At 66.1% G+C, this 21,390-nt stretch carries 21 protein-coding genes; 2 read left to right on the top strand and 19 right to left on the bottom strand.

The features are described 5' to 3' along the window. Positions 1-32 precede the first annotated feature (32 nt). Positions 33-1,463, bottom strand: a complete 1,431-nt coding sequence (locus tag P3C50_RS14955; protein WP_275546616.1) for an HD domain-containing phosphohydrolase — start codon at positions 1,461-1,463, stop codon at positions 33-35. Positions 1,464-1,564: 101 nt separating this feature from the next. Between P3C50_RS14955 and P3C50_RS14950 the strand changes: the two genes are divergently transcribed. Then, positions 1,565-2,338 (top strand): alpha/beta fold hydrolase, encoded by a 774-nt coding sequence (locus tag P3C50_RS14950; RefSeq protein WP_275546615.1) that lies wholly within the window; start codon positions 1,565-1,567, stop codon positions 2,336-2,338. A gap of 69 nt (positions 2,339-2,407) precedes the next feature. Here P3C50_RS14950 and P3C50_RS14945 read toward each other — a convergent pair whose 3' ends face one another. After that, positions 2,408-3,991 carry an aldehyde dehydrogenase (NADP(+)) gene (locus P3C50_RS14945; RefSeq protein WP_275546614.1) on the bottom strand — a complete coding sequence of 528 codons (1,584 nt, stop codon included), beginning with the start codon at positions 3,989-3,991 and terminating at the stop codon, positions 2,408-2,410. A gap of 374 nt (positions 3,992-4,365) precedes the next feature. After that, entirely contained in the window at positions 4,366-4,971 is a 606-nt protein-coding gene (locus P3C50_RS14940; protein ID WP_275546613.1) for a glutathione S-transferase, read from the bottom strand. A gap of 183 nt (positions 4,972-5,154) precedes the next feature. Here P3C50_RS14940 and P3C50_RS14935 point away from each other — a divergent pair, with 183 nt between their 5' ends. Next, positions 5,155-6,066 carry a LysR substrate-binding domain-containing protein gene (locus P3C50_RS14935; protein ID WP_275546612.1) on the top strand — a complete coding sequence of 304 codons (912 nt, stop codon included), beginning with the start codon at positions 5,155-5,157 and terminating at the stop codon, positions 6,064-6,066. Between the two features lie 84 nt (positions 6,067-6,150). Here P3C50_RS14935 and madM read toward each other — a convergent pair whose 3' ends face one another. The 16 genes from madM to P3C50_RS14855 all read right to left on the bottom strand — a co-directional run bounded on the left by madM (position 6,151) and on the right by P3C50_RS14855 (position 21,385). Then, the gene (gene madM, locus P3C50_RS14930; RefSeq protein WP_197857754.1) at positions 6,151-6,915 is read right to left on the bottom strand and encodes a malonate transporter subunit MadM; all 765 of its coding nucleotides are present in this window, start codon (positions 6,913-6,915) and stop codon (positions 6,151-6,153) included. A gap of 5 nt (positions 6,916-6,920) precedes the next feature. Continuing rightward, positions 6,921-7,322 (bottom strand): malonate transporter subunit MadL, encoded by a 402-nt coding sequence (madL, locus tag P3C50_RS14925; protein ID WP_197857753.1) that lies wholly within the window; start codon positions 7,320-7,322, stop codon positions 6,921-6,923. A 61-nt stretch (positions 7,323-7,383) separates the two neighbouring features. Then, positions 7,384-8,310, bottom strand: a complete 927-nt coding sequence (mdcH, locus tag P3C50_RS14920; RefSeq protein WP_275546611.1) for a malonate decarboxylase subunit epsilon — start codon at positions 8,308-8,310, stop codon at positions 7,384-7,386. Beyond that, positions 8,307-8,942 carry a malonate decarboxylase holo-ACP synthase gene (locus tag P3C50_RS14915; protein WP_275546609.1) on the bottom strand — a complete coding sequence of 212 codons (636 nt, stop codon included), beginning with the start codon at positions 8,940-8,942 and terminating at the stop codon, positions 8,307-8,309. Before P3C50_RS14915 ends, mdcH begins: the two co-directional genes overlap by 4 nt. 145 nt (positions 8,943-9,087) lie before the next feature. Then, entirely contained in the window at positions 9,088-9,894 is an 807-nt protein-coding gene (gene mdcE, locus P3C50_RS14910) for a biotin-independent malonate decarboxylase subunit gamma (RefSeq protein ID WP_275546608.1), read from the bottom strand. Between the two features lie 2 nt (positions 9,895-9,896). Continuing rightward, the gene (locus P3C50_RS14905; RefSeq protein ID WP_275546607.1) at positions 9,897-10,748 is read right to left on the bottom strand and encodes a biotin-independent malonate decarboxylase subunit beta; all 852 of its coding nucleotides are present in this window, start codon (positions 10,746-10,748) and stop codon (positions 9,897-9,899) included. Continuing rightward, a complete protein-coding gene (locus P3C50_RS14900) occupies positions 10,741-11,040 on the bottom strand; it encodes a malonate decarboxylase subunit delta (protein ID WP_275546606.1) in 300 nt (99 codons plus the stop codon). Before P3C50_RS14900 ends, P3C50_RS14905 begins: the two co-directional genes overlap by 8 nt. A 1-nt stretch (position 11,041) precedes the next feature. Continuing rightward, positions 11,042-11,926 carry a triphosphoribosyl-dephospho-CoA synthase gene (locus P3C50_RS14895; protein ID WP_275546605.1) on the bottom strand — a complete coding sequence of 295 codons (885 nt, stop codon included), beginning with the start codon at positions 11,924-11,926 and terminating at the stop codon, positions 11,042-11,044. Then, entirely contained in the window at positions 11,926-13,587 is a 1,662-nt protein-coding gene (gene mdcA / locus P3C50_RS14890; protein ID WP_275546604.1) for a malonate decarboxylase subunit alpha, read from the bottom strand. Before mdcA ends, P3C50_RS14895 begins: the two co-directional genes overlap by 1 nt. A gap of 105 nt (positions 13,588-13,692) precedes the next feature. Beyond that, positions 13,693-14,664: a sensor domain-containing diguanylate cyclase gene (locus P3C50_RS14885; protein WP_275546603.1), complete on the bottom strand. Its 972-nt coding sequence runs from the start codon at positions 14,662-14,664 to the stop codon at positions 13,693-13,695. 78 nt (positions 14,665-14,742) lie between these two features. Beyond that, on the bottom strand, positions 14,743-15,525 hold the full coding sequence (locus P3C50_RS14880; RefSeq protein WP_197857744.1) for a type IV pili methyl-accepting chemotaxis transducer N-terminal domain-containing protein: 783 nt from the start codon (positions 15,523-15,525) through the stop codon (positions 14,743-14,745). A gap of 286 nt (positions 15,526-15,811) precedes the next feature. Next, positions 15,812-16,837, bottom strand: a complete 1,026-nt coding sequence (locus tag P3C50_RS14875; protein ID WP_275546622.1) for a hypothetical protein — start codon at positions 16,835-16,837, stop codon at positions 15,812-15,814. 13 nt (positions 16,838-16,850) lie between these two features. Beyond that, the gene (gene flgL, locus P3C50_RS14870; protein WP_275546602.1) at positions 16,851-17,768 is read right to left on the bottom strand and encodes a flagellar hook-associated protein FlgL; all 918 of its coding nucleotides are present in this window, start codon (positions 17,766-17,768) and stop codon (positions 16,851-16,853) included. A 23-nt stretch (positions 17,769-17,791) separates the two neighbouring features. Beyond that, positions 17,792-19,159 (bottom strand): flagellar hook-associated protein FlgK, encoded by a 1,368-nt coding sequence (gene flgK / locus P3C50_RS14865; RefSeq protein ID WP_275546601.1) that lies wholly within the window; start codon positions 19,157-19,159, stop codon positions 17,792-17,794. Between the two features lie 3 nt (positions 19,160-19,162). Beyond that, complete coding sequence (locus P3C50_RS14860; protein WP_275546599.1) at positions 19,163-20,287, bottom strand: transglycosylase SLT domain-containing protein; 1,125 nt, start codon at positions 20,285-20,287, stop codon at positions 19,163-19,165. A gap of 3 nt (positions 20,288-20,290) precedes the next feature. Further along, positions 20,291-21,385: a flagellar basal body P-ring protein FlgI gene (locus tag P3C50_RS14855; protein WP_275546598.1), complete on the bottom strand. Its 1,095-nt coding sequence runs from the start codon at positions 21,383-21,385 to the stop codon at positions 20,291-20,293. Positions 21,386-21,390: the final 5 nt, after the last annotated feature.

Genomic DNA, 21,390 nt, shown 5'->3' with positions numbered 1-21,390 from the left:
GCGGCGGGGGCGACTGATCCGTCGCTCCTGTCTCAAATCACTCCCAAGGTCAGCGCCTTTAGCGTCGCAGCGGCGCGCGTCGAGCACTGCAGCTTGCGGAACACGCTCTCGACATGGGTGCGCACGGTGCTCGGGCTGATGCCCAGGTCGCGCGCCACCGCCTTGTTGCTCGCCCCGCCGCTGATGCGCTGCAGAATCTGCGTTTCGCGCTCGCTGAGCAGGCCGTTGCCAGCTTTGCTGGCCAGCGGCGCATGCTCGCCGTGCGCCGCGCTGATCACCGCCTGGCAGGCTCGCAGATCAAAGCGGCCCTGCTCGGCTTCATCCTGCAGCAGCCGGGCGGCCTGATCATCATCTAAAGCCGCTCGCCAGGGGCGCTCGCCGCGCAATGCGAGCCAGGCCAGTGCGGCGCTCAGCAGTCGGTGTTCGCCACTCAGGGCATCACCACTCAGTGAGCGGAAATAGCCGCTGCCATCCAGCCGTTCGTAGGCGTGCGCAGCCAATTGTCCGGCTTCGCTCAAACCACCGATCTGACTGCATGCGCGGTGCGTCCAGTAGGGCACCAGGCGTACCGATTCGAGGTCGCCTTCGAGCTGCGGGCCGGGCGTGCTCCAGATTCGATTGGGCACGGCCGCGCGGCCCAGGCCATGGATCAGTGCCGCCTTGGCGAGCAGCTCGACGCGCGGCTCGGGTAGGCCCCACAGCCGGCCGGCGTCACGCACGAGGTTGGCAGCCTGACGCGAATAGCCGGCCAGCCAGGGCAGCTTGAGGTCGATCACGTCGCCCACCAGGGTTAGCGAGACCTGCGGCCCGACGCCAGACCGCATGCCCTCGGGCGTGCGCAGTGCGCCCAGCCACTCTGCAGCGTGGCGGACAAGCAGCTCGGCGAGGGCAGCGGGATAGCGGCGATCGCCCTGTGCGCCGATCCATTCCAGCGCCGCCTCCAGACCATGGGCGCGCGAGAGGATCTCCAGATCGCCGGCCAGCACCACGTGATAGACCACCTGCGGAATATCGGGATGACGCAGGCCCAGCGGCCCGCCGCTGCCGTCGTAGCATTCGAAGATGTGCCGCAGCCCCAGCTCGACCTGCCCCGGCAAGTCGAGGGTGCGGGCCACCTCGCCGGCGACTTCGCAGTGCACCACGGCCAATGGCGTGGTGCGCAGCATGGCGCGCTGGCCGGCGGCATTGAGGTTGTGCGCGAGCATGTCGCGGCGCCCACCGACATCGTCGCCGAACAGGCGCATGAAGCCCTCGGCGTTGGCCGTGCAGCCGGACCAACGCAGCAGCGCCACCTGGCGGGCCGCATCGATCTGCGCCTGATCGCCGCCAGCAGCCTGCACCAACCACTGTGCCAGGCGCGCAGTGCGCCGCGATTGATCGATGGGCTGGCCCATGCTCAGGTCCCCCACCATGGCCAGGGCCAGCATGGCGTCTTCGAGCGCGACGGCGTCATTCACCTGCATGGGCAGCTCTCCTGTTTTTTGCCGGCCTCGGATAAACGACCGATACCGGGACACCGGCGCATTATCGACACTGAACTCCCCCAAGCACAGGAGATTCAATCATGTTCAATTCCAAGCCGTTGATCCTGGCCCTCGCCACTGCCAGCCCCTTCTTCGCCGCCAATACCCAGGCTGCCGAGGCCAAGCCCTCGGTGGTGATCGTCCACGGCGCCTTCGCCGACGGCTCCGACTGGGCCAAGGTCGTGCCGCTGCTGCAGGAAAAAGGCATCAAGGTCACCGTGGTGCAGAACCCGCTGACCTCGCTGGCCGACGACGTCGCCGCCACCCAGCGCGTGCTGAACAACCAGGACGGCGACGTGGTTTTGGTCGGCCACTCCTGGGGCGGCACGGTGATCACCGAGGCCGGGGCCGACGAGAAAGTGCGCAGCCTGGTCTACGTCGCGGCGTTCGCCCCCAACGCCGGTCAGTCCAGCGGCGAGCTCTACAGCGGCTACCGCACCGCGCCGGGTTCGAGCCAGATCGCGGCGGACAAGAATGGCTTCCTGTATCTGACACCGCAGGGCATGGCCGCCGACTTCGCCCAGGACCTACCAGCCGCGCAGACCGCGGTGATGACCGCCACGCAAGGCCCGATCCGCGCAGCGGCGTTCGATGAGCGCACCAGCGTCGCAGCCTGGAAGCAGAAGCCGTCCTGGTACCTGGTCGCCAGCGATGACCGCATGATCGTGCCAGAGATGCAGCGCGACTTCGCCAAGAAGCTCGGTGCGCAAACCACCGAGGTCGCCGCCAGCCACGTGCCGCAGCAATCGCGTCCGAGCGATGTGGCCAAGGTGATCATCCAGGCGGTGGAGAAAACCCAGGCCGCTGTCAAGTAAGGTTGCAACCGCCTGAACGAACAATGCCGCACCTTGAAAGGTGCGGCATTGTTCTTTGCAGCGTTGCGATCAGCTCAGCGCGTCACGGCTGTGCACGCCATCGACCAGACGCTGAATGCCCAACGGGTTGGCGTTCTGCAGCGCCTCCGGCAGGACCTCGTCCGGGTAGTTCTGATAGCACACCGGACGCAGGAAGCGGTGGATCGCCAGGGTGCCGACCGACGTACCGCGAGCGTCGGAAGTCGCCGGGTACGGGCCGCCATGGACCATGGAGTCGCAGACTTCCACACCAGTCGGGTAGCCATTGAGCAGCACACGGCCTGCTTTGACTTCCAGCAGCGGCAGCAGATCGCGGAAGGCGCTCAGATCATCACGCTCGGCAATCAGGGTCGCGGTCAGCTGGCCGTGCATGCTCTGCAGGGCACGGGTCAGCTCGGCGCTGTCGGCGACTTCGACGACGATGGTGGTCGGGCCGAAGACTTCTTCCTGCAGCAGGTGGTCGCCTTCGAGCAGCATGCTCACGTCGGCCTTGAACAGCTGCGGTTGTGCCTGGTTGCCGGCCTGCTCGTTGCCCGCCAGATGGCTGACTTTTGCATGGCCTTTGAGCTGCGCAACGCCGCTGGTGTAGCTGCGCAGAGTGCCGGCGTTGAGCATGGTCTGCGCCGGCTGCGCGCCGATGGCATCGGCCAGGCCAGCGACGAACTCGCTGAACTCGGCGCTGCGAATACCGATGACCAGGCCCGGGTTGGTGCAGAACTGACCGCAGCCCAGTACCACGGAACCCGCCAGCTCCTTGGCGACGGTGGCGCCACGCGCTTTCAGGGCGCCCGGCAGGACGATCACCGGGTTGACGCTGGACATCTCGGCGAACACCGGGATCGGCTGCGGACGGGCAGCGGCCATGTCGCACAGGGCGCGACCGCCTTTCAGCGAACCGGTGAAGCCGACGGCCTGGATGGCCGGGTGCTTGACCAGGATCTCGCCGACGCCGCCACCGAAGATCATGTTGAACACGCCCTTGGGCATGCCGGTTTTCTCGGCGGCGCGGATGATCGCATCGGCCACGCACTCGGCAGTGGCCATGTGGCCGCTGTGCGCCTTGAACACCACCGGGCAACCGGCGGCCAGGGCCGAGACGGTATCGCCACCCGCGGTGGAGAAGGCCAGCGGGAAGTTGCTGGCGCCGAATACGGCAACCGGACCGACGCCGATCTGGTACTGGCGCAGATCCGGACGCGGCAGCGGCTGGCGATCCGGCAGGGCGCGGTCGATGCGCGCACCGTAGAAGTCGCCACGGCGCAGCACCTTGGCAAACAGGCGCACCTGGCCACTTGTACGACCACGTTCGCCCTGGATGCGGGCAGCCGGCAGTGCGGTTTCACGGGTGACCAGGGCAACGAAGTCGTCACCGAGGGCATCGATTTCGTCGGCGATGGCCTCGAGGAACTCGGCACGGCGCACGGCCGACAGGTTGCGGTAGGTCGGATAAGCGGCAGCGGCAGCCTGGGCGGCAGCGTCGACTTCTTCCGGCGTGGCCTGGATAAAGGTATACGGCAGCGCTTCACCGCTGCTGGCGTCGAGGCTCTTGTGCTCGACGGTGCCGGCGGCGCGGCGCTCACCGCCGATGTAATTGTGGCCAGTCAGACTCAGCATGGTGTTCTCCTGTCAGTGGATGGCGCATAAGGCACCACCGGGACATTGAATGAGACCCGGCTGCGGCGCCGGGATTCACAACCGCCTTCGCAGTTGTAGGACGTATGATAAGTGACAACTTACACATTTGTCCTCCCATACGAACGTAGAACGCGCGCCAAGTTGTGAATCTTTTCGGGAATCAGTGGCGGAAGCCTCGATGGCTCCGTTTGAATGGCCAATTGGCATGCCCGACACTCGATGCCAGTCGACCAAGCCTGCCAGAACACTTAACACCGTCTCGCCCGCGGCGTTGGCTGCCTGACATCCGCTACGGAGTTACGCAGCCAAAAGGTTGCGTTGTCTGGTGATAGATACGCAGGCCATGCACGATCTTACCCAGGCACACTTGCCTGCATCGACGCGCGCTGAGAAAAGGTCTGCTGAAATGCCGCCAACCCTAAATGCCCGGCGCGCCAGTCGAAGTCGGCAAAGCGAAAGTCCAGGTAACCCAGCGCGCAAGCGACGCCGATCTGTGCGAGGTCGAGTGGTCCCTGCAGGTGTTCGGTCTGGCGTTCCAGCTCCGTCAGCGCGCGCTGCACCTTGCCCTGCTGGCCGTCGAGCCAGGCCGGCCATTGCAGCTCGACCGGTCGCACGCTGCGTTCGTAGCGCGCCAGCAGTGCCGCGTCCATCAGGCCGTCAGCCAGTGCCGCCAGGCGCAGCACCTGCCAGCGTGCACCGCCGTCCGGCAGCAGCTTGCGGCCCTGGTGCAGGGTGTCGAGGTATTCGCAGATCACCCGGCTGTCGTACAGCGCCTCGCCGTCCCCGGTCAGCAGCACCGGAATCTTGCCCAGCGGATTGCGCGCGTTGACCTGTTCATTGACGGTGGTTGGCAATACGGCGGTATCGAGCAGTTCGATACGTGCCAGCAGGCCGGTTTCCGCAGCCAGCACGCGAACCTTGCGGGCGAAGGGAGAGGCAGCGGCGTAGATCAGTTGCATGGGCAGACTCCTGGGCGCGAGAAGAAAGAAGCGGACATCGCTCGCACTACAGCACAGTTCGCACGCCGAGGTAATCCGCGTGGCCTGGCAATGCCTGCTCATGCCACCAAAGTCGTAACGATCGGCCACCGCAGCCACTCGGGATGCGGCACAATCGTCTACCGCTGGAAAAAGGACAGGCCCATGCTGATTGACGAAGAACTGACTCTCAAAAAGCTGGAGGTCTTCCTGGCGTTCATGCGCAGCGGCAACCTGGCGCGCGCCGCCAGCGAGCTGCAGACCAGCAATGTCAGCGTGCACCGCGCCATCCACTCGCTAGAAAGTGCGCTGCGCTGCCCGCTGTTCAAGCACGAAGGGCGCAACCTGATCCCGCTGGAAAGCGCCTACATGCTGGAGGAGAAGGCGCAAAAGCTGATCCAGGACGCCCAGGAGATGGTGCGCCTGACCCGTGAGGCAGCAGGCTTCGGCGCCGAGCGTTTCAAGCTCGGCGCGCTCTACTCGCTGACGGTGAAGACGGTTCCGCAACTGATCATGGGCCTGAAGCTGCGCCGCAGCGAGCTGAACATCGACTTGGTGCTCGGTTCCAACGTCGACCTGCTGTACAAGCTGAAGAACATGGAGCTGGACGCCATCCTGATCGCCCTCGACGACAGCGTCAGCGACCCGGACTGCGAGCAATTGGCGCTGTTCTCCGATGACATCTTCCTCGCCGCACCGAACGACTCACCCTTTGCCGAGCAGGCCGAAGTGGATCTGGCCGACCTGCGCGACGACACCTTCATCACCCTGACCCAAGGCTACGCCACCTTCCGCGATGGCGAGCGGGTGTTCCAGCAGGCCGGTTTCGAGCCGAAGGTGGCGATGCAGGTGAAGGACATCTTCACCCTGCTCAGCATGGTCAGCTCCGGTGTCGGCTACGCGCTGCTGCCGGGGCGCGTGGCCGCGGTGTACGAGAACCGGGTGAAGCTGATTCCGCTGCAGGCCAAGTACCACCTGCAGCAGCATATCGGCGTGGTGTTCCTCAAGGCCAAGGAACGCGACCCGAACCTGTTGGCGCTGCTCGCCGAGTGCCGCATGTACAGCCGGCAGTCGTAGGCGCAAGCGTCGCCGCTGAAGCGCCTCCCACAGGGCAGCGCTTTCAGCCTAAATAAAAAGCCCGCCATGGCGGCGGGCAAAGAGTCAGCCCAGAAGGCCTCGCATCAGAAAGTAGAGCAGCGACGGGCCGAGCAGGCAGCCCAGCGCGGTGTAGAAGGCCGCGGTCAGGCAGCCGTACGGCACCAGCTTGGGATCGGTCGCCGCCAGGCCTCCAGCCACGCCGCTGGAGGTGCCCATCAGGCCACCGAAGATCACCGCGCTGCGTGGGTTGTTCAGGCCGATATAGGGGGCGACGAAGGGCGTGGCCACCATCACCAGGATCGCCTTGATCAGGCCGGCGGCGATGGATAACGCCATCACGTCGGAGCTGGCGCCGAGGGCCGCACCGGTCACTGGGCCGACGATGTAGGTCACCGCGCCGGTGCCGATGGTGGTCAGGCTGACCACGTCGGTGTAACCGAAGGCCATGGCCACTGCTACCCCGGCGACGAAGGACGACAGCACGCCAACGAACAGTGCCAGCACCCCGGCGAACCCTGCACGCTTGAGTTCTTCGACACTGACGCCGAAGCCCGTGGCGACGATCGCGAAGTCACGCAGCATGGCGCCGCCGAGCAGGCCCACGCCCGCGAACAGGGGTATGTCCACCAGGCCCTTTTGCCCACCGGTATAAACGCCACCGATATAGGACAGCAGCAGGCCGAGCAGGATGGCGATGGCGGAGCCGTGCAGGCGACCACGAGTGAGTTTGTCGGACATCCAGTACGACACCCACATGGTGATGCCGATGATGGCGAAGCCGCTGAGCATGCCGTAGCTGGTCAGTACCTTGAGCAGGGATTCGTACATGGCGATCACCGTGGCGCTTTGGTCATGGAGGAGGTGACATCGCCTTCAGGCTTCTTTTGCCCGACCCGGCTGAGCACGGGCACCAGGGCGAAACCGGCAGCGACGGCGGCGATCCCGGCGATGATCGCCATCGGCCCGCCGCTGAGGGCACCGTAGACGTTCTGCTGGGCGGCCATGGCGACCACGATGGGGATGTAGATGGCGCTCCAGAACTCCACGCCCTGCTCCGACTTGCCGGTGAACAGGCCGCGTTTGTTCAGGTAGCTGCCGAGGAAGATCAGCAGCAGCATGGCGATGCCGACACCGCCGACGTTGGCGGGCACGCCAATGAGTTTGCCCAGCAGCTCTCCGATGAAGATGCCTGCCAGGGTGCAGAACGCCAGAAAGGCGACACCGTAGATGATCATTGTTGTTGTCCTCGTTTTACGTTCGAAGTTGTTGTTTTTGTGCTTCGGTAAACGCTACGGCTCAGCGGTCGCGGCTTACCTCCTGACGCAACATGGCGTCGAGTGTATCCAGGCGCGCGCCGGTGAAGGCGATCGCCTGGCCAGGTTCGAGTACGCGGCGGGCAAGGCCGGTCAGCACGCTGCCTGGAGGCAATTCCAGGTGCAGGCGCACGCCGCGCTCATAGGCGGTGACGAGGGTGGCCTGCCAGCCGACGACGCGGCTCATGTTGTAAGCCAGGTCGTCGCGCAGGGTTTCGGGATCACGGATCAGGCGCGCCGAACTGCCGCTCAGGTAGCGCACCTGGGGCGCGCGCAGCTCGACCTTGGCGAAGGCTGCCGCCAGCTCGCGAGCCGGTGCAGCGAGCAGTTCGCAGTGCGACGGCACGCTCATGGCCAAACGCCTGGCGCAGCCGGCGCCCAGTGCTCGGGCACGCTCGGCAACGGTCGCCATGGCGGCATCGCTGCCGGCGATCACAAGTTGGGTTTCGGCGTTGATATTGGCCAGATACACCGGGCCCTCGGCTTCGGCGAGCAGGCGCTCGACGCTGCCCTGGTCGAGGCCGAGGATGGCGGTCATGCCATAGCCATTAGGGTACGCACGCTGCATCAGCTCGCCACGCAAGGCGACCAGGCGCACGGCATCGGCAAACTCCAGCGCACCGGCCACCACGGCAGCGGCATAGGCGCCGATGGACAGGCCGGCAACATAGTCCGGGCGATGGCCGCGTTCGTTCAGCACGCGCGCTGCCGCTACGCCGGCAATCAACAGGCACAGCTGCACGGCGCGAGTGTTTTGCAAGGCTTCGGCTGAATCCAGCAGGCGCACGTCTTCACCTAACGCAGCGCTCGCCTGCTCGATGCAGGCCTGCACCACAGGCGCATCAGGCAAGGCATGCAGCATGCCGGGCTGCTGCGCGCCCTGGCCCGGAAAGGCCCAGAGCGTGCTCATGCCGCCACCTGCTGCGTTTGCCAGGGATCGTTGATCAGCAGCGGACCTTCCTGGGTTTTCAGCAATACGCGCGGTGACTCGCCGGCCCATTCGCGCAGCGCCACGGCGCCGTATGGGGTTTCCAGCTGCAGGTCGATACGCCCCGGCGCCTCGTCCAGCAGCATGCACAATGTCCGCGCTTCGCCCCGCGAAACCGGCTCGGGCGCGCGCAGCAGCAGGTCGAGATCGCTATTCGCGTGCGCGGCGGCGATACCGCTGGCCAGCTCGAAGCCCAGGCTGCCGGTCACGCCCCAGCTCAGGCCAAGCGCATCGAACTGCTGCGCCAGCTGTTCCAATGCCTGCAATGCCGGCCATTGCGGCTGTCCGTGTTGGCGCCAGTGCCCGGCGTGGGCAACCGCTTCGGGGCTGATCACCTGGTTGATCTCGCTCAGGCGCATCCAGGTGGCGTAACGCTGCTCACGCGCGGCGCCACGCACACCCACCGCCACCCAGCCGGACTCGGCAGGCGCACGGCGCACCACCACCGGCACATGCCCGCCCAGGGCGGCGCGAGCCCAGGCCGGCGCCTCCTGTGGCAGCTGCTCGGGGCGCAGGCCCCAAAGCAGATCATGTGGACGGGGTGTCGGGTGCATCGGTTTCTCCGTAGGGTGGGTGCAACCCACCATTTCGCGTTATTCGGGGTTGGCGGATTTCACCCGCCCTACTTGTCTGCAGCAGCTCATGTGCACAAGGTGCCGCAGAGTCCTCTGTAGGGCGGGTGCAACCCGCCATTTCGCTTCACCACTGCGCGCGCAAGGCCTCACGCACCGTCGAGGAAGCCGCGCGGTTGGCGGCGCCCAGGCGGTTGCGTAAGTCACGGGGGCTGGCGGCGATATCGGCCAGGGCGAGACTCAGGGCGTCCTGAACATGGGCCAGATCAGCGCTGGTCGGCTGCGTCACCTGCTCTACATCGAGTACATCGGCTAGCAGGCCAAGCGAGGCGTAGTTGTCCAGGTCGTAGGCCATGGGCGGCACGCTGGCGGCCAGCGCCTCCAGTTCGTCGACGCTGCGCAGGGTGATGCGCGCGGCGGCGGCCTTGCCCATGGCGTGCACCATCACCCCGGCGTCGCGCAGGGCGAGCAGACGGTTGGCCTGGTAACCGTGAGCGAGGAAGGCGCCGGACATGGCCTTGCCCACCAGCAAACCGATCACCGCATGGCCGGCCAGGCGGGCACGGGCATAGGCGTCCACCGCGCCGGCCAGCGCTTGATGGATGCCGTAGGCCTCCTCGCGGCGGCCGTAGGCCTGGCTCGGCACGTCGACGATGGCGATCAGCGCGCGCTTGTGTGGATTGTCGCGGTCCGCCTCGATGGCTTCATCCACAGCCTGGGCCAGACCCCAGCCTTCGAGCAGGCCGACCTCGCCGTTGCGGGCACGGGGGAATGGGTTGTTGGCATCGGCGATCACCGCCAGATAGCGCACCGCCTGGCCGGCCACTTCGCCATCGGCGACCCGCAGCGAGGCAGGCAAGCCTTGTTGCGGCTGGGCATCGCCGGCCAGGGCCTGGAACCAGTGCAGACCGCGTTGCTGCTGTGCAGTTGTCATGTTCATGCTCCCTGGTAGGCGCTGCGCACGGCAGCGGCATCGGCCTGAATCGAGGTGTCGACGTCACGCAGGCGTTGCAGGAACCAGGCGTGGCGACGGCTGCGCTCAAGCTCGGGTTTACCCTTGGCGAACAGGCCGTGCAGCTCGCTGCAAATGGCCTCGACGTCATCACTCACATAGCCGTCGACCAGACCGCTGGCGTAGCGCTGCTCGCCGCCGGTCAGGCTCCAGATAAAGGGCCGATCACGCGAGTCGTATTCGTCCAGCCCGGCTTCCTGTTCGATCACCTGCGGGCCGTTGAGGCCCAAGCGCGCCTCACGGGTCACCAGCAGGTAGCTGCACAGCCCGGCGGCGATGGACATGCCGCCGAAGCAGCCGACCGGGCCGGCGACCAGGCCGATCACCGGCTGGTATTGGCGCAGCTCGACGATAGCGGCCTGGATCTCGGCGATGGCCGCCAGACCCAGGTTGGCTTCCTGCAGGCGCACGCCGCCGGTCTCCAGCAGCAGCACGGCGCGGGTCGGCGTGCCATTGCGGTTGTCTTCGGCCGCCAGCTCCAGGGCGCCGGCGATCTTCGCCCCGCCCACTTCGCCAAGGCTGCCGCCCTGGAAGGCGCCTTCGATGGCGATCGCCACCGCAGGCTGGCCGTCAATCAGCCCCTTGGCCACCACCACGCCGTCATCGGCCTGGGGCACGATGCCCTGCTTGGGCAGCCAGGGCGACATCAGCCGGGCGAAGGGATCGAGCAGCTCGCGAAAGCTGCCGGCATCGAGCAGTGCGCGGGCCCGTTCGCGGGCACCGAGTTCAGTAAAGCTGCGCTGCGCCAGTAGGCGCTGGATGTTCTGCTCAGCCATGGTTGAGCTCCTCCAGGCCCTGTTCCAGGCGCAGGCGCACCACGCCGGGCGTGGCGCCAAAATCATGGATGGCGATGTTCAGCGCGGGCAGCTGCTGTTCGCCGAACATGCGCTCGAACAAGAGCTGCCAGCGCGGCGCGCTGCCGTTGACCGAGGTGACCACTTCAATCGCCAGGGTGCCGGCCTGGCCGGGTTCGAGCATCACTTCCAGGTCGCCGGAACCGACGCAACCGACCAGCGCGCGGCCCTTGGCCGGTTGCCCGGCGGGGAATTGAAAAGACAGGGTTTCCATTTCACAGACTCCCAAGCTGCGCCGGCAGGCCATGCTGCAGGCGGTCGAGGAACAGGGTGGCGGCGAGCAGATCGGCAGCGCCGCCAGGCGAGGCACGCAGGTGCAGCATGTCGCGCTCCAGATCACGCAGGCAGCGGCGACCGTCAAGGCTGGCGCAACCGCCAGCGGCGAGCACCGCACGGGCGCCGCTCTGCATGCGGGTCAACCCGGCCATGTCGGCGCGATAGAGCACACAGGTATCGGCCAACTGGGTCATGATCGCCAGCAGCGCATCCAGGCGGGCGTTCTGCTCCCCTGCCCCGGCAGCGCGGCTGCGTGCCAGTTGCGGCAGCGCCTGCTGGATCACTGACGGGAAACCCAGCTGCGCTTCCTCGCGGGCGCCATGTACGCCGTACAAGCGGCAGACCTGGGCGCCATGGCTGTCGCCAGTGACAGGTGCGGTGCGGTCGTTGAGCAGGGCCAGACGGGCGGCGCGCAGGGCGACCTGAGCCGGTGCCAGTTGGCTGACGTCCAGCGCCGCTGCGCTGCTGAGCAAACCCAGCGCCCAGATTGCGCCGCGATGGGTGTTGACGCCGCCGGTTACGCGCAGCATCTCCTGCTCGCCTTCGCGACCAATACGGCCGACGGCTTCACGCAAATGCAGGTCGATCTCGCCACGCTGCTGGGCGGTTTCGGCCATAGCCTTGAAGCTCGGCCACAGGGCCAGCGCCGAAGCGTGCATCAGACCCAGGTGCAGATCGGTGTGCGCGCCGCTGCCACGCCGGTCCACCAGCCCCGGCTTGGGCGACAGGTCGGCCTCGTCGATCAGCGCGTCGACGGCCAGGTCCGCCAGCCAATCGCCCAGGGATAGCGAGAGCTGTGGCTGAATTGCAGTCAGTGCATTCATCACCAGCTCCTGAATTTGGCGGGCGGGTTGTATAGGCCGCCGGACCACTCCACCAGCTCGGCGATGCTCTTGGCCGCGAGCAGCTCGCGGCTGGCATCGGTGCGGCGGATGCCGAGGTCTTCGGGCAGGGCGATCAGCCCCTCGCGGCGCATGCGCGCGGTTTCTTTCGGGTCGTGGCGCAGGCCGATGGCGGTCACGCCGGCGACCGCGGCGATCATCGCCTGACGCTCTTCCAGCGAGCGCGCCTTGTACAGGTAGGCGATGCCTTCCTCGGTGAGCAGGTGGGTGACGTCGTCGCCGTAGATCATGATCGGCGCCAGCGGCATACCGGCTTTCTTGGCTACGTCCACTGCATCCAGACGCTCGACGAAGGTCGGTTTGCCGCCCTCCTGGAAGGTCTCGACCATCTGCACCACCAGCTTCTTGCCGCGCTCGAGCAGCGGCGCTTCGCTGTCGCTAGGGCGCATGTCCAGCCAGGCAGGCGTCGAATGACGCCGCCCGCGGGGGTCGTGACCCATATTCGGCGCGCCACCGAAACCGGCCAGGCGCCCACGGGTCACGGTGGAGGAATGACCATCACCATCCACTTGCAGGGTGGCGCCGATAAACAGATCGACCGCGTACTGCCCGGCCAACTGGCACATCATGCGGTTGGAGCGCATAGAGCCATCGCGGCCGGTGAAGAACACGTCCGGACGCTGGGCGATATAGCCCTCCATACCCAGCTCGGTGCCGAAGCAGTGCACGCTTTCCACCCAGCCGGTCTCGATGGCCGGGATCAGCGTCGGGTGCGGGTTGAGCGTCCAGTTGCGGCAGATCTTGCCCTTCAGACCCAGCGATTCGCCGTAGGTCGGCAGGATCAGCTCGATGGCGGCGGTGTTGAAACCGATGCCGTGGTTGAGCGACTGCACATTGTGTTTTTCGTAGATGCCACGGATCGCCATCATCGCCATCAGCACGTGCACCGGCTTGATATGGCGCGGGTCGCGGGTGAACAGCGGCTCGATATAGAAGGGCTTGTCCGCCACCACCACGAAGTCGACCCAGGAGGCGGGAATGTCCACACGCGGCAGCTCGTCGACGATCTCGTTGACCTGGAAGATCACGATGCCGTCGGAAAACGCGGTCGGCTCGACCAGCGCCGGGGTGTCCTCGGTGCTCGGCCCGGTATAGATGTTGCCGTGGCGGTCGGCCTGAAAGCCGGCGACCAGGGCGACGTTGGGGATCAGATCCACCAGCAGACGCGAGTAGAGTTCGATATAGGTGTGGATGGCGCCGACTTCCAGCAGCCCGTCTTCGAGCAGCTGGCCGATGCGCAGGCTCTGCGGCCCGGCGAAGGAGAAGTCGAGCTTGCGGGCGATGCCGCGCTCGAACAGATCGAGATGCTCGGCGCGGCTGACGCTGGGCATGATCATGTGCAGGTCGTGCAGGCGAACGGGGTCGGCCTGGGCCAGCGAGCGGGAGAGGAAATCCGCCTGCTTCTGGTTGTTGCCTTCGAGCACCACTCGATCACCGGGGGCGATCAGCGCTTCGAGGGCTGCCACGATCTTGTCGCCCGGCAGCACCACGCCATCGGCAAGGTGACGCACCTGATCGAGTCGCCGCGCTTTTTCAGCGCGACGGCGCGACCACTGCGGCGGTGGGGATATTGTTGTTGTCATCGATGACTCCACGAGTTCCGCTGTCGTGGAGGCACATTAGGAGCGTGACCTTGTGGTCATCAATCAAGCAGTCGACGCAATCGTTACGCCCAGGTTAACGATTGCTCAAGCGCGGGCGTCAGCGGCACCGTCCCGCTCAGAGCGAGCAGGCATCTTGGCCACTTCCAAGCGGTCACGGCCTCGCTGCTTGGCCAGGTAGAGCAGCTTATCGACGCCATTGAGGAAATCCAGCGGGCGGTCGTGCGCGCCCGGCACGATGGTGCCGACACCAAGGCTGATGGTGAGCATGGACGATACTGACGAGTGCTCATGGGGAATGCGCTGTTGGCGCACCTGCTGGCGGCAGCGCTCGGCGATATGACGGGCGGCGGCCTCGTCGGTCTCCGGCAACACCAGCACGAACTCCTCGCCACCGAAGCGGCCGACGAAATCCCGTGGCCGGCTGGCGGCGCGGCTCAGCGCCTGGCCGACGCTCTTCAGGCAATCGTCGCCCTGGATATGGCCGTAATGGTCGTTGAACTGCTTGAAGTGATCGATATCCAGCAGGATCAGCGACAGCGGCTGCTGGGTGCGTTGGGCATTGGCCCACTCGGTGGCTAGCACCGTGTCGAACATGCGCCGGTTGGCGACGCCGGTGAGGCCGTCCTTGTAGGAATACTCTTCCAGCTGCTTCTGCAGGATCAGCAACTGCTCCTCGGTCTTCTTGCGTTCGCTGATGTCGAACATGAAGCCGATCAGCGAGTCCACCTCGCCGTTGTCGTCGCGCACCACATGCACCACGTCGCGAATCCACACGTAGTCGCCGGCGGCGGTCAGCGCGCGGTAGTCGGCCTCGTGGTCGACGCCGTTCTGCGATTGCGACACGCAGAACTGCACCACCTTCTCGCGATCGTCCGGGTGCATGCGCGAGGCCCAGTCCTCGGCGCTGACCCAGCTGGCCTGCGACCAGCCCAGCAGACTCTCGATCTGCGGGCCGATGTAGGCGAAGGTCATGGTCTTCCAGTCGATCTTCCAGGGGATCGCCCGGGTGGACTCCAGCAGGGTCTTGTAAACCGCCTGATCAGTTGCTTCGCTCATGTCCGCCACCTGTGCCCGCCTTGCGCTCCGTTATAGCGCAAAAACGGGCGGCCAAGGTGACGGCCTGGCGAATGGCTATCAGGCCTCTTTGGCCTGCAGGCCGGCGTACAGGCGGGTCAGCTCGTTGAGCTGGCGGAACAGCGAGTCGGTGCTGACGGTGATCACGGTCGGCACGAAGTCGCGCTCGGCATGCAGGTCGATGCCCTTGAGGGTGAAGCCCCAGTGGGCGCGGGCGCGACGCTGGGTGTTGGCGATTTCCTCGCTCGGCGTGCCGCGGGCTTCCAGCTCCTTGAGGATGGTCTCGAAATCGCTCACGGCCGTGTCCAGTTTGGCGTCCAGGTCCGGCGCCGGCACACGCCAGGACTTGGCCATGTAGAGCATGGCGATGCGCTGGGTCTGCACGCGTGCCCAGCCAGTGCGGTGCACGGAGGCGCCCATGGCGCCCAGGTGCTGGCCCATCAGGTCGCTGACGTGCTGTGTCTGCTGCAGCAATTCCTCGCTGGTGGCGAGCATCTGCGCAGCCTTGGCGTGCTCCGGCTTGGCTTCGATCTGCTGGCGATGGACGGTCCAGGTGGCATCAACCTTGGCCAGCGCAGCCTTGATCTCGGCGGTGGGCGCATAGGCGATCAGCGCGGTGTGGCTGGCATCGAAGCGCTGGATGGTTTCCTGCAGCTGGCGCTGGGCCACGTCCACGCGCACATCGGCACCCAGCATCAGGTAGTTCTTGGCCATACGCTGGGTCAGCGAGCGCTGCAGGCCGGCCATGTTCATGGCTTCGGAATCGGTCAGTTGCGCCAGGCTTGGCATGCTCACCAGCGCGGTGCAGGCGAGCAGAATAAGAGATAGGTACTTCTTCAACACGTCGGTACTCCAATTCGGGGACGAGGCAATGCACCGCAGGCGTGCGCCAGCAGTGATGGGTGAACCCTTGAGTGCGGGGTTTTTATTGGAATGCGAGGGGCAGTTCGACGGGCGCAAGGCCCAGTTGCTGCGGAAAGGGCGCAATGATAGCTGCTAAAACGCCATCATTCTGTGCGACCAGTCATGAAGCGGACGACTGGTCGTCAGCGTTCGCATAAAAAAGCCGCCAGTCGCCATGAAACAAGGGGAAGAGCGACTGACGGCTGAGGAGTCGGAGTATCGATGCTCAGGAGAGCAGGCTGACCACCGTGGACCTGCTGATGTTGGCCTGGGCGACGACGGTCTGGGTCACCGCGGCATAACTGCTGGGGCTGCGGCGCATCAGGCTGAAGACCTCGCCGGCGAAGTCGCGCGCCCATTCGCGCTCGTTGTGCTCGGCATGACGGGCGAGAAACTCGCGGATTTCGTCCTGGCGATGGCTGAGCTGCTCACGCAACGCGCCGATCTTGTCCAGCGCCGCCACCACTTCATCCAGCGCCCGGCGCAGTTCTCGCGCGCCGTCCAGGCGCGCAGCTTCGGGCAGACGCAGCAGCTGGTCTTCCTGGCTGACGACGGGCGCCGCGGCCTTGGCCGCCAGCTTGCCTTCGCCCTGCATACGCAGCTCGCCCCTGAGCTGCTGCCACTCGCTTTCGCGGGCGCTGAACTTGAGCGCCCCGCCATTATCGACTTCAGCACGAATGCCCGCCGGAGCGAGGCCGGCGTTGAAGCGGCGCAGGATCTGCTGCTCACTCAGCCCCTCGTCGAGCACCACCGCCAGCGGCTCGGCCAGTTTGCGCCCGGCGCTGAACAACAGGGTTTCCTTGCCGGCCTGCTGCACGCTGGCGATCGAATCCAGCCCCTGCAGACTGAAGCGGCTGCGCACCGGCTCGTTGAGGCGCAGCTTGAAGCCGGCATCCAGCGCCTCGCCGGAGCGTTGGCTGCGTTCGCCAAGCAGCTTGCGCACCTGTTCCAGCTCACGCTTGAGGCCTTCGCGTTCGCCGGCCTGGGCGTTGCTCAGCTCGCGACTGAGGCTGAGCTTGAGCTGGCCAAGGCGGCCGGCCAGTTCGCCCAGATAGCTGTCGGCGGCCTGCATCGAGGTCAGCTGCTGATTGAGCTGCAGGTTGAAGGTGGCGCTCTTGCCGCGCGGCTGCGCAGACTGTTCGGCAGCGGGCGCCTGCTTGCGCTGGCGCTGCACCGCCTGCTCGCCCTGCACCGGGCGCCGTGCCTGCGGATCGAGGGGCGTGACGACCGGGAGCTGTTTATCGACCTTGATCACCGCAGGCTCCTTACAGCAGGCTGAACAACGACATCTCGTTGATCTTCAGGTAAGTCTTCTGCGTTGCCCCCAGGGCCAGCTGGTAGTTATTCAGATCGATGGTGGCGCCGGCATAGTCCAGCTTCGACAGCTCTCCCTCGATCTTCTGGTTGACCAGCGAGACGTCCTCGTTGCTGTCGGTCAGCAGGGTCAGGGCGTTCTGCCGGCCGCCGAGTTCGGTGACCGAGCCCATCACGCGCCCATGGGCCTCGTCCAGGGCGCCCAGGGTGTCGACGATCTGCTGTCGGACGGCCGGGTCGGTGGCATCCAGCGCCGGGTCCTGCAGGGTGTTGATCAGGCTGCGCAGTTCGTTGAGTACGTCCACGCCGGCGCCGAAGACGCTGGCAGCGGTGACGTTCTCATCGACCAGCACGCCGTTGGCCACGGCGGCCTGGCGATGCTTGTCGTTGCCGGTAACGCTGTAGGTCTGGGTCGCGGCGTCGAAGGCCAGCGCCGGCGTGTCGCTGAGGGTGCCGGAGAACAAGTAGCGGCCTTCCTCGTCGCGCACGTTGGCGAAACTGAAGATGGTGTCCTCGATGATCGACAGCTCGCCGGCCATCGCGGCCAGATCTTCGCTGGCGTTGGAGCCGTTGGCTGCCCACAGCAGCAGATCACGCACGTTGAGCATGGCGTCGGAGGTGGACTTGAGGTTGGCCTCCTGCGTCGACAGGCTGCCGGAGACGTTGGCGATGTTCTTGCGGAACTGCTCCAGACTCGCCTCTTCACGCTCCACCCGCAGCACGCGCACGCTGGCGACGGGGTCGTCGGACGGCAGCAGGATGCGCTTGCCGGTGGCCATCTGCTGCATCAGCTTGCCCAACTCGGCGGAACTGGCGTTCATCGAGCTGTGCATCATCGAAGTAATCTGCGAGTTGGTGATGCGCATCATGGCTGAATCTCTCTAGAGCCGCGTCAGAACGCGGAAAGCATGTCGTCGAACAACTGGTTGGCGGTGCTGATGACCTTCATGTTGGCCTGGTAGGCCTGCTGGTAGGTCATCAGGTTGACCGCCTCCTCGTCCAGGCTCACGGCGCTGACGCTGTCGCGCTGCGACTGGGCCTGCTGGGTCACGGCGGTGGCGGACTTGAGGTCGGCCTGATTCTGCCGGCTGTCACTGGCGACCTGGCCAAGCAGGCCGGCATAGGCGTCGTTGAGCGTCACCTGGCTGCCGTTGAGGGTGATGGTCTGGTTCTTCAGCCCGAGCAAATCCAGCAGCACTTCGTTGTTGCCGGTCTCCCCGGCAGCCGAGGACAGCGCCAGTTGCTCGGCCGTCAGCGGCTCGGCACGCAGGAGCGCAGTGGTACTGGAGGGGTCGTAGACGAACAGCGGCTGGCCCGGGTTGCCATTGAGGTCGAAGCCGGTGGCGAGCACGTCATTGACCATCTGCGCGAGTTGGCTGGCCATGTCATGCAGCGCGTCCAGGTTCGGCCGCAGGCTGCCGTACTCGACCTCGTGGAGACCACCGAAGGCGCCGCCGAAACCATCCTGACGCAGCGGGAAGCTGGTGCCGGCGAAGGCCAGGCTGACTTCCTGCTCGCCGCTCGCGGTCATCGCCACCTTGAGCTGGCCGGCCGTCGGACCGGCCACCAGCGGCTGGCCGTTGGCCAGGGCGACGCTGACCGAACCATCGGGGACTTCGTTGACACGCAGCTTGGCGAACTGGCTGAGTTCGCCGATCAGGCTTTCGCGATGATCGCGCAGCGCGGTGCTGTCGCCCTTGACCGATTCGGTCTCGACGATTTTCTTGTTGAGCAGCGCGATGTTCTCGGTCAGGCCGTTGATCTCGGTGGCCATGGCGCTGCGTTGCTCCTGCAGCGCCTTGACCTGCGCGTCGATGTTGCTGCTCAGGCCGTTGAAGCGCTGCGCCAGGTTGCCGGCCTCGCTGATGATCTGCTGGCGCAGGGCGATGGAGCCGGGCGTGGCGCTGGCTTCGCTCAAGGCCGCGAAGAACTGGTCGAGACCGGCGCTGATGCTCGATCCGGTGCCGGACATCAGCGCCTCCAGCGCAGTCAGGTACTGCTGCGAGGCACCATAGAAGTTCTGCTCGGTGGTCGCGCGCCACAGCTGCTGGTTGTGAAATTCGTTGGTCATGCGGCGGATGCTGATCACCTCCACGCCGCCACCGACGCTCAGGCCACCCTGCCCGGCCAGCGATCCGGTGATGGTCTGCAGGCGACTGAAACCCGGGGTGTTGACGTTGGCGATGTTCTGCCCGGTACTGGCCAGGGCCACCTGGCTGGCACGCACACCGCTGTAGGCGATCTGGTTGAGGATGCTCACGAATTAACTCTCCTGTCGCTCGAAGCGCATCGGCTGAGCGAAAGCCGCCAGACGCGGCGCACGGGCGTCGTCGGCAGCGAATTGGGCTGTTACCGATGACAGGGCGACGGAATCATCGACGGACTTAAATTCGTCACGCGTCAGCGCCTGTTTGCCAGCCACGGTGCCGAGCAGCAGGCCGCTGTCGGCGCTCAGGGCGCTGGCCAGTTGCTGGCGGGTCTGCGCGCTGAGCGGGCTGCTGGCCTGGGCATCGTCCTTGGCCGGCATCTCGGTCTTGGCCAGGTCGCCAAGGATCTTGCGCGTGTAGTCGCGGGTTTCCTGGAAGGGGATGCGCTCGATCCAGGCGCCGGTGGCGATCTCGCCGCTGCGCGGGTCGCCGTTGACCTTCAGCCACTCGTCGACGCGGCCGGGGCCGGCGTTGTAGGCCGCCAGCGCCAGCGCCTGGTGGCCGTCGTAGCGCTGCAGCATCTTGTCCAGGTAGGCACTGCCCAGGCGCTTGTTGTAGGCGGCGTCGGTGGTCAGGCGAGACTCGCTGAAGGGCAGGCCGAGCTCGGCGGCCATTTCCCGCGCGGTGTCCGGCATCAGCTGCATCAGGCCGCGCGCGCCCTTGGGCGATACGGCGTCGACACGCCCGGCCGACTCCTGCTGGATGACGCGATCGACCAGGGCGACGAAGCCTGCCGAGCCCTTGTCCCAGACCTTGCCGAGGCTGTCGATGCCGCGCTGCCAGGTGCTGCGCAGCGGCTCAAGCAGACTGCTGGCAGAACGCTGCGGCAATTCCGCCGAGCGGGCAGCGGCGGCGGCTGCGTCCATGTCCACCGCGCTATCGCCACCACCGGACAGCTGCTTGACCAGCATGTCGGCGATGCCGGTCTGCTTGCGCCCGGCCAGGGTCTCGGCCAGCACTTCGTCGTAGAAGTCGCGCATGGTGTCCATCTCGCGGCTGCGCATCGGGTTGCCTTCGGCGAGCACGTCGCTGGCCTTGCGCATCTGCTTGAGGATCTGCTGCAGGAACAAGGCCTCGAACTGCTCGGCCGCAGCCTGCAGCTGCTGCTCGCGGGCGGTGCCGATGCCGTCGGCGCTGCCGCGGTGGCTGCTCATGTGTTGGGCGAGGGAAACGATGCTCATGGCTCAGATCACGATCAGTTCAGCGTTGAGGGCACCGGCCTGTTCCAGCGCCTGGAGGATGCTCATGACATCGTCCGGGGTGGCGCCGAGGCTGTTCACGGTGTTGATGATGCTGTCCAGGCTGGCGCCATCGGGCCACTTGAACATGGCGTTCTTGTCCTGGCTGACGGCAACGTCGGAGCGCGGCACCACGGCGGTCTGGCCGCCGGAGAAGGCGTTGGGCTGACTGACCTGCGGGTTCTCGCTGATGGTCACGGTCAGGGTACCGTGAGCCACGGCAGCGGCCTTGACCCGTACGCCCTGGCCAACCACCACGGTACCGGTGCGGCTGTTGAACACCACCTTCGGTCGCTCACGACCTTCTTCGACCTCAAGGCCTTCGAGCATCGCCATGAAGCCGATGCGCTGGGTGCTGGTAATCGGCGCACGGATGGCGATCTTGGTCGAATTCAGGGCGCTGGCAGTGCCGCTGCCGAAGCGGCCGTTGACCGCCTCGACCACCTTGGCGGCGGTCTGGAAGCTGGGCTGGCGCAGGTTGAGCATGACCTCGTCGCGCGTACTGAAATCGCTGGGGATCATCCGCTCGACGGTGGCACCGTTGGGCACGCGACCGCTGTTGGCGGAGTTGATCGCCACGCTGGAGCCGCTCTGCCCGGTGGCATTCAGACCGCCGACAACCACGGCGCCCTGAGCCAGGGCATAGGTTTCGCCATCGACGCCCTGCAGCGGCGTCAGCAGCAACTGGCCGCCGCGCAGACTCTTGGCATCGCCCAGCGAGGCGACGGTGATATCCACGGTTTGCCCCGGGCTGTAGGACGGCGGAATTTCTGCGGTCACGGTGACCGCCGCGACGTTCTTCAGCTTGGGGTCGACGTTCGGCGGCAGGTTGATGCCGAACTGCTTGATCATGTTGGCCACCGACTGGCTGGTGAAGCGCACCTGGTTCTTGTCGCCGGTGCCGTCGAGGCCGACCACTAGGCCGTAGCCGATCAGTTGGTTGCCGCGGATTCCTTCGATGTCCACCAGGTCCATCAGCGGCACGGCGTGGGTCGACAGTGGCCAGGTCAGGAGCAGGGCGACGAGTGAGCGTTTGAGCATGACCG

This window comes from Pseudomonas sp. Marseille-Q0931 (genome assembly GCF_940789645.1).
GTDB lineage: Bacteria > Pseudomonadota > Gammaproteobacteria > Pseudomonadales > Pseudomonadaceae > Aquipseudomonas.
This window is presented reverse-complemented; position numbering and strand designations above follow the sequence as displayed.